Annotated in this window: 19 protein-coding genes; 4 read left to right on the top strand and 15 right to left on the bottom strand. The window is 72.8% G+C overall.

Translation table 11 applies throughout. The annotated features are described in order from the left end of the window. Positions 1-112 precede the first annotated feature (112 nt). Both H5J29_RS05265 and sigE read right to left on the bottom strand, forming a co-directional pair. Positions 113-811, bottom strand: a complete 699-nt coding sequence (locus H5J29_RS05265; RefSeq protein WP_181779769.1) for an anti-sigma factor family protein — start codon at positions 809-811, stop codon at positions 113-115. Beyond that, positions 808-1,428, bottom strand: a complete 621-nt coding sequence (sigE, locus tag H5J29_RS05260; RefSeq protein ID WP_181779768.1) for an RNA polymerase sigma factor SigE — start codon at positions 1,426-1,428, stop codon at positions 808-810. The genes H5J29_RS05265 and sigE overlap by 4 nt, the downstream gene beginning before the upstream one ends. 146 nt (positions 1,429-1,574) lie before the next feature. On the opposite strand from sigE, the gene H5J29_RS05255 reads away from it, so the two are divergent. After that, positions 1,575-2,045 carry an O-methyltransferase gene (locus H5J29_RS05255; protein ID WP_246393518.1) on the top strand — a complete coding sequence of 157 codons (471 nt, stop codon included), beginning with the start codon at positions 1,575-1,577 and terminating at the stop codon, positions 2,043-2,045. On the opposite strand, the gene glgC is transcribed toward H5J29_RS05255, so the two are convergent. Then, positions 2,032-3,261 (bottom strand): glucose-1-phosphate adenylyltransferase, encoded by a 1,230-nt coding sequence (glgC, locus tag H5J29_RS05250; RefSeq protein ID WP_376768506.1) that lies wholly within the window; start codon positions 3,259-3,261, stop codon positions 2,032-2,034. The genes H5J29_RS05255 and glgC overlap by 14 nt on opposite strands. Positions 3,262-3,362: 101 nt before the next feature. On the opposite strand from glgC, the gene glgA reads away from it, so the two are divergent. Beyond that, a complete protein-coding gene (gene glgA, locus H5J29_RS05245) occupies positions 3,363-4,511 on the top strand; it encodes a glycogen synthase (protein WP_181779766.1) in 1,149 nt (382 codons plus the stop codon). A 16-nt stretch (positions 4,512-4,527) separates the two neighbouring features. On the opposite strand, the gene H5J29_RS36120 is transcribed toward glgA, so the two are convergent. The 12 genes from H5J29_RS36120 to H5J29_RS05185 all read right to left on the bottom strand — a co-directional run bounded on the left by H5J29_RS36120 (position 4,528) and on the right by H5J29_RS05185 (position 12,333). Continuing rightward, positions 4,528-5,076 (bottom strand): CGNR zinc finger domain-containing protein, encoded by a 549-nt coding sequence (locus H5J29_RS36120; protein WP_220187009.1) that lies wholly within the window; start codon positions 5,074-5,076, stop codon positions 4,528-4,530. Positions 5,077-5,426: 350 nt separating this feature from the next. Beyond that, the gene (locus H5J29_RS05235) at positions 5,427-5,594 is read right to left on the bottom strand and encodes a DUF3117 domain-containing protein (RefSeq protein WP_181779764.1); all 168 of its coding nucleotides are present in this window, start codon (positions 5,592-5,594) and stop codon (positions 5,427-5,429) included. Positions 5,595-5,752: 158 nt separating this feature from the next. Beyond that, positions 5,753-6,325 (bottom strand): DNA-3-methyladenine glycosylase I, encoded by a 573-nt coding sequence (locus H5J29_RS05230; RefSeq protein WP_312858069.1) that lies wholly within the window; start codon positions 6,323-6,325, stop codon positions 5,753-5,755. 10 nt (positions 6,326-6,335) lie between these two features. After that, the gene (locus H5J29_RS05225; RefSeq protein WP_181779763.1) at positions 6,336-6,809 is read right to left on the bottom strand and encodes an SRPBCC family protein; all 474 of its coding nucleotides are present in this window, start codon (positions 6,807-6,809) and stop codon (positions 6,336-6,338) included. After that, positions 6,806-7,138, bottom strand: a complete 333-nt coding sequence (locus H5J29_RS05220) for a DivIVA domain-containing protein (protein WP_181779762.1) — start codon at positions 7,136-7,138, stop codon at positions 6,806-6,808. Before H5J29_RS05220 ends, H5J29_RS05225 begins: the two co-directional genes overlap by 4 nt. A 45-nt stretch (positions 7,139-7,183) precedes the next feature. Then, complete coding sequence (locus H5J29_RS05215) at positions 7,184-8,137, bottom strand: glucosyl-3-phosphoglycerate synthase (protein WP_181779761.1); 954 nt, start codon at positions 8,135-8,137, stop codon at positions 7,184-7,186. A gap of 191 nt (positions 8,138-8,328) precedes the next feature. Further along, positions 8,329-9,141: a dihydropteroate synthase gene (gene folP / locus H5J29_RS05210; RefSeq protein ID WP_181779770.1), complete on the bottom strand. Its 813-nt coding sequence runs from the start codon at positions 9,139-9,141 to the stop codon at positions 8,329-8,331. 47 nt (positions 9,142-9,188) lie between these two features. Then, positions 9,189-9,743 (bottom strand): LOG family protein, encoded by a 555-nt coding sequence (locus tag H5J29_RS05205; RefSeq protein WP_220187008.1) that lies wholly within the window; start codon positions 9,741-9,743, stop codon positions 9,189-9,191. After that, positions 9,740-10,501, bottom strand: coding sequence for an LOG family protein (locus tag H5J29_RS05200; protein WP_181779759.1), 762 nt, complete (start codon positions 10,499-10,501; stop codon positions 9,740-9,742). Before H5J29_RS05200 ends, H5J29_RS05205 begins: the two co-directional genes overlap by 4 nt. Before the next feature lie 25 nt (positions 10,502-10,526). Continuing rightward, positions 10,527-11,576 carry a succinyl-diaminopimelate desuccinylase gene (gene dapE / locus H5J29_RS05195; RefSeq protein ID WP_181779758.1) on the bottom strand — a complete coding sequence of 350 codons (1,050 nt, stop codon included), beginning with the start codon at positions 11,574-11,576 and terminating at the stop codon, positions 10,527-10,529. Beyond that, positions 11,567-11,995 carry an SRPBCC family protein gene (locus H5J29_RS05190; protein ID WP_181779757.1) on the bottom strand — a complete coding sequence of 143 codons (429 nt, stop codon included), beginning with the start codon at positions 11,993-11,995 and terminating at the stop codon, positions 11,567-11,569. Before H5J29_RS05190 ends, dapE begins: the two co-directional genes overlap by 10 nt. Further along, positions 11,992-12,333 (bottom strand): ArsR/SmtB family transcription factor, encoded by a 342-nt coding sequence (locus tag H5J29_RS05185; RefSeq protein ID WP_181779756.1) that lies wholly within the window; start codon positions 12,331-12,333, stop codon positions 11,992-11,994. Before H5J29_RS05185 ends, H5J29_RS05190 begins: the two co-directional genes overlap by 4 nt. A 607-nt stretch (positions 12,334-12,940) precedes the next feature. On the opposite strand from H5J29_RS05185, the gene H5J29_RS05180 reads away from it, so the two are divergent. Continuing rightward, positions 12,941-13,465, top strand: coding sequence for a helix-turn-helix domain-containing protein (locus H5J29_RS05180; RefSeq protein WP_181779755.1), 525 nt, complete (start codon positions 12,941-12,943; stop codon positions 13,463-13,465). Between the two features lie 29 nt (positions 13,466-13,494). Next, positions 13,495-14,430, top strand: a complete 936-nt coding sequence (gene dapD / locus H5J29_RS05175) for a 2,3,4,5-tetrahydropyridine-2,6-dicarboxylate N-succinyltransferase (RefSeq protein ID WP_181779754.1) — start codon at positions 13,495-13,497, stop codon at positions 14,428-14,430. The last annotated feature ends 245 nt before the right edge of the window (positions 14,431-14,675 follow it).

The following is a 14,675-nucleotide window of genomic DNA, read 5'->3' as shown; positions in this document are numbered from 1 at the left end:
GGGGGCCGGTCCACGCCGCGCGGCTGCAGCCGGGGCGGGTCCTCCCGTCCGGCGGGATCCTGCTCGTCGCTCACGGTCCCACCCTGCCGGACGAGCGGTGAAGTCTGTGTGGCTACCGGCCCGTCTCGGGCGTCCGCGTGGGCGAGGACGTCGGCAGGGACGTGGGCAGGGACGTGGGCGTGGTCGGGTTGCGGACGGCCGCGGGCTGCACGGTGGGCCCGGTGTCGAGCCGGGCGCTGCCCGCTCCCGGGGTGCCGAGCACGGAACCGCCGAGCACGCCGCGGTCCTGCTGGGTCGGGGGTGCGCTGGAGGTGGCGGAGGGCAGGGCGACGAAGGCGATCGCGCCCAGTGCGAGCCCGGACACCGCGGTGGCGCTCACACGCATCCGCCTGCGCCCCTGGTGGGGGACCGGCGAGCCGAGACCCGCCGGGGTGACGTACCGGGTGGACTGGACCGCGGCGGCGTCGGGCATCCGCTCGGGCCGGAGCACGTGGACCAGCTCACCCTCGGGCGACATGGCCAGGCCGTGCGGCATGCCGGGGAGGTCGGTGTCCCGCGGGATCGAACCGAGCCTCGAGAGCAGTGAGGAGGGCGCCTGCGGCTCGTCGGCCGCCCGCAGCGCGGAGCGGACCTGCCCCTGGGCGACGACCTCGGCGGCGCACTCCCCGCAGCCGGCGACGTGGCGGGTGGCGCGGTCGTGGGCCGCGGCGGAGAGCTCGTTGTCGACGAAGGCCACCACCGCGTCCAGCGACAGATGGTCGATGCCCCAGTCCCGTCCGAACCTCCGAGAACGACCGAGTGCGTCGGTCATGCCACCGCTACCTCCCTCACCGTGCTCGAGTCACCCTCCAGGGCGCGCTGTCGCTCGATCGCCTGACGCAGCGCCGCGCGGCCCCGGTGGATCCTGCTCCTCACCGTACCCAGCTTCACCCCGAGGGTGGCGCCGATCTCCTCGTACGAGAGTCCCTCGACATCGCACAGCACGACCGCGGCCCGGAACTCCGGGGCCAGCTCGTCGAGCGCCGCCTGCAGCGTGGGGTCCAGGTGTGTGGCGGAGAACACGTCCTCCGGCTCGGGGCCGCCGCCGGGGAGCCGGTCGGTGTCCTCGGGCAGGCCCTCCATGCGCAGCCGGGCGCGGCGGCGGACCATGTCGAGGAACAGGTTCGTGGTGATGCGGTGGAGCCAGCCCTCGAACGTGCCGGGGCGGTAGTTGGCGAGGGACCGGAAGACCCGGATGAACGTCTCCTGGGTCAGGTCCTCGGCGTCGTGTGGGTTGCCCGTGAGCCGGTAGGCGAGTCGGTAGACCCGGTCCGCGTGCTCCCGGACGACCTCGTCCCAGCTCGGAGGCGTCCAGTCGGACCCCTCGCCGGGCACCGACGCACGCGAGCCCGCGTCGTCGAAACCCACGGTGGCCGGTCGGTCGGTCATGGGGGAGCGCACCTCCTGCGGCGGGTCGTGCCCTCCGTGTCAACGTCGGGCCGGCGGGGACGGTTCCCGGCCCGGCGCGGAACCGACGACCCCGGTCCCACGCCTCATACGGTGCCGGACTCCCGTGACAGGAGCGTGATAGTCGTCTGAGAAGAACCTGTGAAGGTCGACGACCAGTAAGTTCTGCAGCCATGCTGCTCGCGTTCCTCGCCGCGACGACCCGCGCCCGCGCCGTCGTGGAGATCGGCACCGGTTCCGGGGAGACCGGGCTCGCCCTCCTGCGCGGTATGGCGCCCGACGGCACGCTCACGACGATCGACGTCGATCCCGAGCTGCAGCGGGCGGCCCGGCGCACCTTCCTCGCGGCCGGGTACTCCCCCGGCCGGGTGCGCTTGATCAACGGGGTGGCCCCCGAGGTGCTGCCGCGGTTGACCGACGGCGGGTACGACCTGGTCGTGGCCCACGCGGCGGACGAGGACTACCTCGCCGAGGCGGTCCGGCTGCTGCGCCCCGGCGGCGTGGTCGCGCTGGCGGGCGGCGCGATCGAGCAGGACGACGAGCAGTGGGTCTCCACCGTCCTGCAGGACGGGACCCTGCTCGCGACTAGAGCGCGGTGACGCCCTTGCCCAACACCACGACGCCGCCCGGGCTGACCGTGTAGCGCGCTCGGTCGAGCGCGAGGTCCACGCCGATCAACGCGCCGTCGGGCACCACGACGTTCTTGTCCAGGATCGCCCGGCGCACCACCGCGCCCCGGCCGATCCGGGCGCCCGGCAGCACGACCGAGTCCGACACCTCCGCGCCGTTCTGCACCGTGACACCGGGGCTGATCGTGGACCGGCGCACGATCGCGCCGGAGATGATCGTGCCCGCGCCGACGATGGAGTCCTGCGCGATGCCGCCGTCGACGAACTTGGCGGGCGGCAGCGGCGGCGTGGCCGTGCGGATGGGCCAGCGCATGTTGTAGAGGTTGAAGATCGGGTGGATGCTCACCAGGTCGGTGTGCGAGTCGTAGTACGCGTCGATGGTCCCGACGTCTCGCCAGTAGCCGGAGTCCCGGTCCGTGGCCCCGGGCACGACGTTGTCGGCGAAGTCGTAGACGTGCGCGTCCCCGTCCTTGACCATGCGCGGGATGATGTCGCCGCCCATGTCGTGGTCCGAGTCGCCGTCCTCCGCGTCGGCGCGCAGGGAGTCGATCAGCGCGTCGGTGGTGAAGACGTAGTTGCCCATCGAGGCGAAGGTGACCTCGGGGTCGTCCGGCACGTGCGGCGGGTCGCTCGGCTTCTCCAGGAAGCCGACGATCTTGCCGTCGGCGTCCGAGTCGATGCAGCCGAAGGCCTTGGCCTCCATCCGCGGCACCCGGATGCCCGCGACCGTGACGCCCGCCCCCGTCGCGATGTGCTGGGCGATCATCTGGCTCGGGTCCATCCGGTACACGTGGTCGGCGCCGAAGACCGCGATGTAGTCCGGCTTCTCGTCGTAGACGAGGTTGAGGCTCTGGAAGATCGCGTCGGCGCTGCCGGTGTACCAGCGGCGGCCGAGCCGCTGCTGGGCGGGCACGGTGGTGATGTACTGCCCCAGCACACTCGACAGCCGCCACGTGGTCGAGATGTGCCGGTCGAGGCTGTGGGACTTGTACTGGGTCAACACGCAGATCTGGTGGACCCCGGCGTTGACCAGGTTGGACAGCACGAAGTCGACGAGCCGGTAGTTGCCGCCGAAGGGGACCGCGGGCTTCGCGCGGTCGGCGGTGAGGGGCCACAGGCGCTTGCCCTCGCCCCCGGCGAGGACGATGCCGAGGACGTTGGCGGGCATGCCGCCCGGGGCCAGCATCCGCGAGGAGGTCACACCGGGAACCCTAGTGGTCCGCGGGTGGTCCCGGCCATATGAAGGCGGGGTGTGGAGCGGGGCTTTCCCCGATAGCGTGTGCCCGCGTGCGAATCGGTCTGCTGACTCGGGAGTACCCCCCGGACGTCTACGGCGGCGCCGGGGTGCACGTCGCCCATCTGGTGCCCGCCCTGCGGGCGCTCGTGGAGGTGGACGTGCACTGCTTCGGCGCCCCGCGCGAGGGGGTGAACGCCTACCCGACGCCGGGTGGCCTGGCCGCCGCGAACCCTGCGCTGCAGACGTTGGGCACCGACCTGACCATGGTCGCCGGGCTCGGCGAGGCGGACATCGCGCACTCCCACACCTGGTACGCCAACATGGCGGGCCACCTGGCGAAGACGCTCTACGGCATCCCGCACGTCGTCACCGCCCACTCGCTGGAGCCGCGGCGGCCGTGGAAGGCCGAGCAGCTCGGCGGTGGCTACCGGCTCTCCTCGTGGGTGGAGCGGACCGCCTACGAGAGCGCCGACGCCGTGATCGCGGTCAGCGAGGGCATGCGCACGGACGTCCTCGACTGCTACCCCGCCCTCGACCCGACCCGGGTCCACGTGGTGCACAACGGGATCGACACCGACTTCTACCGGCCGGACCCCGGCCGGGAGGCGTTGGCGGCCAACGGGATCGACCCCGACCGGCCGAGCGTGGTGTTCGTCGGGCGGATCACGCGGCAGAAGGGGGTCGGGCACCTCGTCGCGGCCGCCCACCAGATCTCGCCGGAGGCCCAGGTCGTGCTCTGCGCCGGGGCCCCGGACACCCCGGAGATCGCGGAGGAGACCGAGAAGGCGGTCGGCGAGCTCGCCGCCGCGCGGCCCGGGGTGATCTGGGTCCGCCGGATGCTGGGGACGGCGGAGATCCGGCAGCTGTTGTCGGCCGCGAGCGTGTTCGTCTGCCCCTCGGTGTACGAGCCGCTGGGGATCGTGAACCTCGAGGCCATGGCGTGCGGGACCGCGGTCGTGGCCTCGGACGTGGGCGGGATCCCCGAGGTCGTCGAGGACGGCGTGACCGGGACGCTGGTGCACTACGACGAGCACGACACCGCGGCCTTCCAGCAGGGCCTGGCGGCGGCGGTGAACGCCGTCCTGGCGGACCCGGCGCGGGCCGAGGCGATGGGTGCGGCGGGTCGGGAGCGGGCGGTGCGGGAGTTCGCCTGGTCCACGGCGGCGGAGCGGACCGTGGAGATCTACCGGAGCCTCTGAGGCCCCGGCCCGCGAGTCACTTCGTGGCGCGCTGGCGGGCGCGGTGGGCGGCGACGGCCGAGCGGTTGGCGCAGGACGGGGAGCAGTAGCGGCGGGCGGCGTTGCGGGAGGTGTCGGCGAACACCTTGTCGCAGCCCTCCGCGGCGCAGCGGCCGTGCCGGTCCATCCCGTACTCGGAGACCAGCATGGCCAGCGCGAAGGCCGTGGTGGACCGCACCCGGTCCAGCACCGTGGCCGCGGGCGGGGAGTAGTGCAGGTGCCAGCCCTCGCCGTCGTGGCGGGTCAGGTGCGGTCCTATCTCGACGTCCGTGAGCAGCGCGTTCACCGCCGCCGCTGCGGTGTCGAGGTCGACGGCGTCGAACACGGTGCGCAGCCTGCCCGCCCAGCCCCGCAGCGCGGGCTCGACCGACGCGGGCGCGCGCCCGGCGAGGTACCCGTGCTCCACGAGGACGCGACGCAGCTCGTCCGGCGCGACCTCGCCGTCTCCGCGGGCGGGCGCGGTCACGGTGTTCACGAGCGCGACGGCAGCGCCGAGTGCGTCACTTCGGTAACCGATGAAGTCCACTGGCCTATTACACCTGCTACCCTCGAAGAGTAAGCCGTCAACGACGAACACATATTACCGAACGAGGGGGAGCGATGCGCTGCACACAGTGCGGCAGTCCGTCCGCGGAGGCGCGGACGATCTCGACACACCACACGTCCGAGGGGTGGGTGCGCTACCGGCGATGCGCGTGCGGAGGCGTGTCCATCGAGCTGGTCACGCTCGACGCGGCGCCCGCGCAGGAGCCGCTCCGGACGCAGGACCTGCATCCCGCCTGGGCCTGAGCCGTCGGAGCGGTCTCGATCGGTTCCCGGTGACCGCGGGCGCGTCCGTGCGCCCGCGGCGGGACCGGCGGTCGGTGGCGCGGGCGGTCAGCCCGTGGCGACCTTGAGCGCCTCGCCGAGGTTCTCCGCCTCTTCGGGGGTCATCTCGACGACGAGCCTGCCGCCGCCCTCGAGCGGGACCCGCATCACGATGCCCCGGCCCTCCTTGGTCACTTCCAGGGGTCCGTCGCCGGTCCGGGGCTTCATCGCCGCCATGTCCTGCTCCCTCCGTCTGTCTTGTCGTGCAGGGCGCCGATGCGCTGGGGAGCGCGCACAGGCGGGATGGTGGACCCATTCTTCCCCATCGCCGATCTCGACACGAAACCGGAGCGATCAATCGGGTGGCGTTCACGCAGCGCAACCGAGGGATCACATCAGTCCGGCATGGACCGGAAGCACGTGGCGACGTGGTCGTCGACCAACCCGGTCGCCTGCATCAACGCGTAGGCCGTGGTGGGTCCGACGAACCGGAAGCCGCGTCGCTTGAGCTCCTTGGCCATCGCCGTGGACTCCGGCGAGGTGGCCGGCACGTCGGCGAGCGTCGCGGGGCGGACGTGCCGTTCGGGCGCGAAGGACCACAGCAGCTCGTCCAGCGGGCGGTCCAGCTCCAGCACCGCCCGGGCGTTGGCGATCGTGGCGTCGATCTTCGCGCGGTTGCGGACGATCCCCGCGTCGGCCAGCAGCCGCTCCCGGTCGACCTCGCCGAACGCCGCGACGGTGGCGGGCTCGAAGTCCGCGAACGCGGCCCGGAAGTTCGTCCGCTTGCGCAGGATGACCAGCCAGGACAGCCCGGACTGGAAGGCCTCGAGGGACATCCGCTCGAACAGGTTCCGCTCCCCGCGCAGCGGGCGGCCCCACTCCTCGTCGTGGTAGACGACGTAGTCCGGCGCGGAGGTGGCCCACCCGCAGCGGGGCAGGACGTCGGAGTGGACGTCGGGCGCGGTCACGGCCGGGAGGCTACGCGCCGGCCCCGACACTCTCGGCCAACCGGGCGAGCCTGCGCAGCGACATCTGGAACCCCGCGGCCGCGACCGGCTTGACCAGCGGCCACGCGAGCGCGCCGAGCCTGCCGAACGGCAGCTCCAGGCCTTCGGTCCAGGTGAACCGGCAGCGGTCCTCGCCGTGCGCGGCGACCACGAACGAGCTGTCGCCGGTCACGACGAGCCCGGTGTGCCGGACGTCGACCCGGCCGCCGCCCTCCGGCGCTGGCTCGAAGGCGGTGATGGTCATGGTGTCGACGACGCCGACGTCCCCGATCCCCGTCACCGCCACGACGACGGACCCGGGCGTGCGGCCGTCACCCGACACCACCCGCACCCGGGTGGCGAGGATCCACTCGCGCTGCCGTTCCCAGTCGGTGACGATGTCCCACACGACGTGGGCGGGCGCGCCGACGTCCACGGACAGGACCAGGTCGCGACGGGCCCTCATGCGTCCCCCTCCCGGCTGCCGCGCGCCCGTTCGAGCTCGCGGACCCTCGAGGCCAGGACGTCCCGCTCGGCGGCGACGCGGTCCAGCTCCTCGGCCAGCCGGTCGAGGACCCAGTCCACCTCACCCATCCGATACCCGCGCAGGACCTGGCGGAACCGCAGGCCCCGGACGTCGTCGCCCAGGACCTCGTCCGCGGGCAGCCGGGTCGGCGTGGCGTCGGGGGCGAGCGGTGCCAGCTCCTCGCCCCGGCCGAAGACCAGGCTCGCGAGCACGAACACCACCGCCGCCACGACCGCGACGACGAGCAGGTAGATCAGCGCGGTCCCCACCGTCGCATCAGATCACGGGCGTGGGGACCGCGCGAGCGACGCGCGTCAGGCCACCTGGTCCCGGGCGGGCAGCATCTCCCGCATGGGCGGGCGCTCGGTGGGGTCCAGCTCGCGCGAGTTGGGCACCCACTCGCCGCCGACCTGCACGAACTGGGTGAGCGCGGCGCCGGTGTCCGGGAGCCCGGAGCGGCGCAGCGCGGTCGCGGTGATCTGCCGCGACATCACGCCCAGGTCCATCAGGTTGCGGTTGCGGTGCTTGCGCACGCCGAGGTTCACCTGGGCGATCGCGTCGAGGCCGAAGGACTGCACGGTGTCGAGCAGCAGCCCGATCTCCACGCCGTAGCTGGTCGCGAACGGCACGGACTCCAGCAGCTCGCGGGTGCCCGCGTACTCACCGCCGAGCGGCTGCACGATGCCGGCGAGCTCCGGGCGCAGCGCGGACAGCAGCGGACGCGCGACGAGCTCGGTGACCCTGCCGCCGCCGTGTTCCAGGGACTCCGCCTCGCTCACCTCCAGCCGCAGCGGGCGCCGGTAGAAGCCCTTCACCAGGTGCACGCCGTCGGCCAGCAGCAGCGGGCCGAGCAGCGAGGGCACGAAGGCCGGGTCGAAGTCGACGAGGTCGGAGTCGATGAAGCAGACGACGTCGCCGTCCGTGGCGGCGAGGGACCGCCACAGCACCTCGCCCTTGCCCGGAACGGGTTCCAGGTGGGTCACGACGTCGGTCCGCAGGGCGACCCGCGCCCCGTTCGCCCGCGCGATGGCAATGGTGTCGTCGGTGGACCCGGAGTCCATGACCAACAGGTCGTCCACCAGGGGGCGGTCGCCCTCGGTGAAAGGCTTGATGCCGGCGACGATCGCGCCGATCGTCGCCTCCTCGTTCAACGCCGGGAGCACGACCGAGACCTTGCGGCCGCGCTTGGCGGCCACGAGGTCCTCGACGGTCCAGTCCGGGGTCTGCCAGGTACGACGGGCGAACCAGTCCTCGGTGATGGGCTTCATGGCTCTCCTCGGGTCGGTCTCGGGCGTGGTCGACGCGTGGACATCTCAGGTCAACTCGATGGAGCGGTGTACCCGATTAGTTCTGGCTCCGATTACTGTGGAGGTATCTGTCGGTTACGGGGCCGTTAAGAGCCTCGTATTCGTTGCTCGGCGAGCGTAAAGTGGACTCTTAAACCATTCTTCCGGGTGATTCAGGCCAACGCTCGCACGGTCCGGGCGGGGACGCTCGTCCCTGTGATAGCCGCCACCATGTCGAGGACCCGCCGGGTCTGCGCCACCTCGTGCACGCGGAACACCCGGGCGCCCGCGGCGGCCGCCAGCGCGGTCGCGGCGAGGGTCCCCTCCAGGCGTTCCCCCACGGCCGCGTCGAGGGTCTCGCCCACGAAGTCCTTGTTCGACAGGGCCATGAGCACCGGCCATCCGGTGGCCACCAGCTCGTCGCACCGGCGGAGCAGCTCGAGTCCGTGCCAGGTGTTCTTGCCGAAGTCGTGGGTGGGGTCGATCAGGATGCCCGCGCGGGGCACGCCCAGCGCCAGGAGCCGTTCGGCCTGCGTGGTCGTCTCGGCGATCACGTCCGCCACGACGTCGGCGTACCGGACGCGGTGCGGACGCCGCCGCGGCACGGCCCCGCCGGTGTGCGAGCAGACGATCCCGACCCCGGTCTCGGCGGCGACCTCGGCGAGCGTGGGATCGGCGCCCTGCCAGGTGTCGTTGAGCAGGTCGGCGCCCTCCGCGACCGCCGCCCGACCGACGTCGCCGCGCCAGGTGTCCACACTGATCACGACGGCCGGGTGCCGTTCGCGCACCGCCGCCACGAAGGGCACGACCCGGCGGGTCTCCTCCGCGGCGTCGACCTCGGCGCCCGGGCCCGCCTTGACCCCGCCGATGTCGACGATGTCCGCGCCCTCGGCCACGGCGACGTCCACCCGGGCCAGGGCGGCGGCGTCGCTGAACGTGGCGCCCCGGTCGTAGAAGGAGTCCGGGGTGCGGTTGACGATCGCCATCACCAGGGCCCGGTCCTGCGCGGGTTCCCGGGTACCGAAGCGGAGTCTCACACCACCGATCGTGACACGTCGCAGGCCGCGAGCGCCTGGTCGACCGTCGTGGCGACCACGAGCCGGGTCAGCGGGGAGTGCTGGCTCGCGAAGCCGCCCTCGACGAGTCCGCCGACCCAGTCCAGCAGGCCGGTGTAGTGCCCGTCGGGATCGAGGACCACGACCGGCTTGTCGTGCAGGCCCAGCGAGCCCGAGGTCCAGACCTCGAACAGCTCCTCGCAGGTCCCGATGCCGCCGGGCAGCGCGAGGAACGCGTCGGCGTGGGCCTCCATGAGCGCCTTGCGCTCCCGCATGGTCTCGGTGACCAGCAGCTCGTCCGAGTCGTGGTCCGCCCACTCACGCTCGACCATCGACCGCGGGATGACACCCACGGTGCGCGCCCCGCCGCGCCGCGCGGCGAGCGCCACGGCACCCATCATCGACTTGCGGCCGCCGCCCGAGACGAGGCTCCAGCCGCGGGCCGCGATCGCCAGGCCCACCTCGGCGGCGAGGTCCAGATAGCGCTGCGGCACGCCGTCCGACGACCCGCAGTACACACAGACCGCGCTCAATGTGCCTCCTCCCACGCCCGGTAGGCCGCGTGCACGACGGCGACGGCGTCGTCGACGTCGTCGGTCAGGTGCAGCAGGTCCAGGTCCTTCTCGCTGATCTTGCCGCTCTCGAGCACCGGGCCTGCGATCCAGTCGTAGAGCCCCTTCCAGTACTCGGTGCCGAGCAGCACCACGGGGAACTTGGTGACCTTCTTGGTCTGGACGAGACACAGGGCCTCGAACAGCTCGTCGAACGTGCCGAAGCCGCCCGGCAGGCAGACGAAGGCCTGCGAGTACTTGACGAACATCGTCTTGCGCACGAAGAAGTAGCGGAAGTTGATGCCGAGGTCGACCCAGTCGTTGAGCCCCTGCTCGAAGGGCAGTTCGATGCCGAGCCCGACGGACAGCCCGCCCGCCTCCTGCGCCCCCTTGTTGACCGCCTCCATCGCACCCGGGCCACCGCCGGTGATCACGGCGTAGCCGGACTCGGCCAGCGCCGTGCCGAGGGCGCGGCCGAGCGCGTACTCGCGGTGGTCGCGTGGTGTCCGTGCGGACCCGAAGACGGTGACGGCGCGCGGCAGCCCGGCCAGCATGCCGAAGCCCTCGACGAACTCGGCCTGGATCCGCATCACGCGCCACGGGTCCGTGTGCACCCAGTCGCTCGGCCCCCGTGAGTCCAGCAGCCGCTGGTCGGTCGTGGTCGGCTCCTGGCGCTGGTCGCGTCGCAGCACGACCGGACCGCGGAGCTTCTCGTCCGGGCGGCCCCCGTTGACACTCATGGAGTCAGCGTACGGACGCCGGATGTCACGCCAGGAACGTGGTGAGAACCTCTGTGCAACGGGTGATGGCCGTGGTGTCGACGTGCTCGTCGCGGGTGTGCGCGAGGTTCGGGTCGCCGGGGCCGTAGTTGAGCGCGGGGATGCCGAGCGCGGCGAAGCGCGAGACGTCCGTCCAGCCGAACTTGGCCCGCGCGGTCGCCCCGGTGGCGGCCAGGAACTGCTGCGCCGCAGGCTTGTTCAGCCCCGGCAGGGCACCCGGGCTCGAGTCGGTGAGGGTCACGTCGAACCCGTCGAGGACCTCGCGGACGTGCTGCTCGGCCTGCCCCGCGGAGCGGTCGGGGGCGAACCGGAAGTTGATCGTGACGACGGCCTCGTCCGGCACCACGTTCCCGGCGACGCCACCGGCGATCCGGACCGCCTGCAGGCCCTCGCGGTACTCGCAGCCGTCGATGTCGACGCGCCGGGGCTCGTACTGCTCCAGGCGACGGAGGATCTCCCCCGCGTGGTGGATCGCGTTGTCCCCCAACCAGGATCGGGCGGAGTGAGCCCTCCTGCCGGAGGTCCGGACCTCGACGCGCAGCGTGCCCTGGCAGCCCGCCTCGACCTCGCCGTCCGTGGGCTCACCCAGGATCGCGAGGTCGGCGTCGAGCCAGTCGCGGTGGTTCCGCTCGATCCGGCCCAGCCCGTTACGGGTCGCCTCGATCTCCTCGCAGTCGTAGAACACGAGGGTGAGGTCGTGGCGGGGCTCGGCGAGGGTGGCGGCGAGGTGGAGGAAGACGGCGTCGCCCGCCTTCATGTCGCTGGTGCCGCAGCCGTAGAGCAGGTCGCCCTCGCGCCTGCTCGGCAGGTTGTCGGCGATCGGGACGGTGTCCAGGTGGCCGGCCAGCAGCACCCTGCTCGGCCGCCCGAGGTCCGTGCGGGCCAGCACCGCGTGCCCGTCCCGCTGCACCTCGAGGTGGGAGTGGACGCGCAGGCCCGCCTCGACGGCGTCGGCCAGCTTCTCCTCGTCGCCGGACACGCTCGGTACGTCCACCAGCGCGGCGGTGAGGTCGATCGGGTCCGCGGTCAGGTCCACGGGGTCACTGTTCCATCTCCTCGGTCCATCTCCTCGGCGAGGGCCGCGAGGCGCGGCAGCACCTCGTCCCGCCAGCCGGGGCCCATCCGGTCGAACGCGCCGCGCCCCCGCGTGTCGTCGAGGTCGAAGCCGCTGTGCTCGAGGATCAGCCGGGTGCCGCGGCCCTCCGGTGCCAGCGTCCAGTCGCCGTTGAAGGTGTAGACGAACCGTTCCTGCGACACGACCTCGGTCACCACGCACGAGACGTCGCCGAAACCGGGCATGGCGAGGGTGAACTCGTGCCCGACCTCGGCCTTCACATCCCCCGAGGCCCACCACCGCCCGATCTGCTCCGGGTCGGTGAGCGCCCGCCACACCGTCGCGGGCGGCGCGGCCACGAACTGGTCCACCGTCACCGCAGCGGTCAGATCGCCCTTCACAGGTCCTCCTCGTCGTCGGTCTCGCCCTCGACGAAGAGGGCCAGGTCACGCAGGGTGCGGCGCCAGTACCGCTCGAACGGCGCCAACCACTCGCCGATCTCCTCGAGCGGCTCGGGGGTGAGCCGATAGACCCGCTGCCGCCCCCGGGCCTCGTCCGCGACCAGCCCGCTCCTCCGCAGCACGGCGAGGTGCTCGGCGACCGCGGGCCTGCTCAACGCCCGCTCCCCCGCCGTGAACTCACCCGCGAGCTCCCCCGCCGTCCGCGGCCCCACCGCGAGCAGCTGCAGCAACTGCCGCCGCACCGGGTTCGCGAGAGCGAGGAAGACGTCGTCGGGCACGGGGTCGATGATGCGTCGGAGATCCCCGACATGTCAAGAATATCCGACGCGATGGCGCCCGTCGTGGTCCCCGCGCCGCCACGGCCGGACGTGCCGACCTGAGGTCGACCGCCGTCGGTGGCGCCCCCTCCCGCCGAGCCCTTGGCTGGTCGACGCACCGCAGCGACCGGCCCGCCGACCAGCGGCCACCGCCTGCTGCCCAGGCCCTCCCGCCGGCACCCTCCCTCTCTGAGCACCTTTGCACTGCCCGCTCCCGTGCGGGCGGCCCCGGATCCACCCAGACCCGCACCCGCGCGGGCAGAGCAAAGGCCCACGAACTCACCCCCCGTACCCACCCGCAGCGAAGCGGGCAGAGCAAAGCCCCACCGAGCCGGCCCGCCACCCACCCACCCACCCAGACCCGCACCCACGCGGGCAGAGCAAAGGCCCACGAACTCACCCCCCGCACCCACCCGCAGCGAAGCGGGCAGGGCAAAGGTGTCCAGCAAGCCACCCCCGAACCCCCGGCTGCGGCCACGGCACGACAGTTGTCCACAGGTCTTCCCAGTTGTCCACAGGACGAGCCGGAATCGGCCGCACTCCCGCCTCGCGGGCTGATGCTGGAGCCATGACCGACACCGACACCATCACCGACCCACCCGGCCCATTGAACGTCTCCGGACTCGTCCGCGCCGTGCGGCGACGCGCCGACCTGAGCCAGCGCGAGCTCGCGGACCGCGCCGGGGTCGCGAAGACGACGGTCGAGCGCATCGAGGCGCAGCGAGTCGTGCCGACGCTCCGCGGTCTCGAGAAGCTCCTGAGCGTCGCCGACCTGGCGCTGGTCGCCACCGACCAGCAGTACCGGCTGGTCCAGCCGATGCTCGACGTCCCCGGCGGGGGCCTGCTCGACGGGGCCGGGCGCCGCTACCCGGCCCATTCCGACGTCGTGCTGCTCGCCGACGGCGGCCGCCGGAGCTGGTGGGGCGGCAAGTACGGGCTCGCGCGCCCGCCCGAGACCTACCACCGCAGCCGCGGGTACCGCGAGGCCATGCGGAAGTACTCGCAGTGGGACGTGGGGCGCCCCCGACACCGGGGCACGAGGCCGCCGCTGACGCCCGAGCAGTGGCTGCGCCGCTACCCGGAGGACCAGTGAGCCGCGCCCGCCGATTACATTCGACGCCCGTGAGCACCGAGTTCCGCACCGATCCCGCCTCCGGCACCGGCCTGGCCACCGTCACGGCCGACGGCACCGTCCTCGACGTCTGGTACCCCGCCCCCGCGCTGGGCACCGACGCGCCGGACACCGCCGCCGACCTCGAGCCACTGGCGGGCTCCGACACCGACCGCGGTGTCGAGCTGCGGGTCGTCCGCACCGAGATCGGCTCGCTCGCGGACAAGCCGGTCGACGCCGCGGACGTCTACCTGCGGCTGCACCTGCTGTCCGGGCGGCACGTCGCGCCGCACGAGGTGAGCCTGGAGGGGCAGTTCGGGCTGCTCGCGAACGTCGCCTGGACGAACTTCGGGCCGTGCGCGGTCCCCGGCTTCGAGCTGGTCCGGGCCAAGCTCCGCACCCGCGGCGCGGTCACGGTCTACGGCGTGGACAAGTTCCCGCGGATGGTCGACTACGTGGTCCCCTCCGGCGTCCGGATCGCCGACGCCGACCGCGTGCGGCTGGGCGCGCACCTCGCCGAGGGCACCACCGTGATGCACGAGGGCTTCGTGAACTTCAACGCAGGGACCCTCGGGTCGTCGATGGTCGAGGGGCGGATCTCGGCGGGCGTCGTGGTCGGGAACGGGTCGGACGTCGGCGGCGGCGCCTCGATCATGGGCACCCTGTCCGGCGGCGGCACCGCGGTGATCGCGATCGGCGAGCGTTGCCTCCTCGGCGCGAACGCGGGCATCGGCATCTCGCTGGGCGACGACTGCGTGGTCGAGGCGGGCCTCTACGTCACCGCGGGCACCAAGGTCACCCTGCCGGACGGGAGCACCACCTCGGCGCGGACCCTCTCCGGTCAGAGCGGCCTGTTGCTGCGCCGCAACAGCGTCTCCGGCGCGGTCGAGGCGCTGCCCCGTACCGGAGACGGCATCGCGCTCAACGAGATGCTCCACGCCAACTGAGCGGCCGCGCGCGCCCGGTGAGGCCACTGGGGACGAACGCGTTCATCTCGGTGAAGTACCGTCGCGGCCCGTGTCCGCCCCAGCTCTCCCGTCGAACGGCCCCACCTTGATCACCGAGACCGACCTGCCCGCGCCGGTGACCGCCGCGCCACAGGACTCCCCCGTCCACCACGTCCGCGCCGCGCTGGACCTCCGGCTGCGCGCCCTGCTCTCCCACGACCCGGGGACGCGGGAGGGCACCGAGC

It is taken from the genome of Pseudonocardia pini, from assembly GCF_013870575.1.
Classification (GTDB): domain Bacteria; phylum Actinomycetota; class Actinomycetes; order Mycobacteriales; family Pseudonocardiaceae; genus Pseudonocardia; species Pseudonocardia pini.
Note: the sequence above shows the minus strand (reverse complement) of the source record. Positions and strands in the feature narration are given on the sequence as shown.

Excerpts from the sequence above, each read along its gene's own strand:
- H5J29_RS05235 (WP_181779764.1), bottom strand. The coding sequence starts at position 5,594 with ATGGCGGCGATGAAGCCCCGGACCGGCGACGGACCCCTGGAAGTGACC.
- H5J29_RS05200 (WP_181779759.1), bottom strand. The coding sequence starts at position 10,501 with ATGAGTGTCAACGGGGGCCGCCCGGACGAGAAGCTCCGCGGTCCGGTC.
- sigE (WP_181779768.1), bottom strand. The coding sequence starts at position 1,428 with ATGACCGACCGACCGGCCACCGTGGGTTTCGACGACGCGGGCTCGCGT.
- H5J29_RS05215 (WP_181779761.1), bottom strand. The coding sequence starts at position 8,137 with ATGAAGCCCATCACCGAGGACTGGTTCGCCCGTCGTACCTGGCAGACC.
- H5J29_RS05180 (WP_181779755.1), top strand. The coding sequence starts at position 12,941 with ATGACCGACACCGACACCATCACCGACCCACCCGGCCCATTGAACGTC.
- H5J29_RS05225 (WP_181779763.1), bottom strand. The coding sequence starts at position 6,809 with ATGAGGGCCCGTCGCGACCTGGTCCTGTCCGTGGACGTCGGCGCGCCC.
- folP (WP_181779770.1), bottom strand. The coding sequence starts at position 9,141 with ATGGCGATCGTCAACCGCACCCCGGACTCCTTCTACGACCGGGGCGCC.
- glgC (WP_376768506.1), bottom strand. The coding sequence starts at position 3,261 with ATGCTGGCCCCGGGCGGCATGCCCGCCAACGTCCTCGGCATCGTCCTC.
- H5J29_RS05265 (WP_181779769.1), bottom strand. The coding sequence starts at position 811 with ATGACCGACGCACTCGGTCGTTCTCGGAGGTTCGGACGGGACTGGGGC.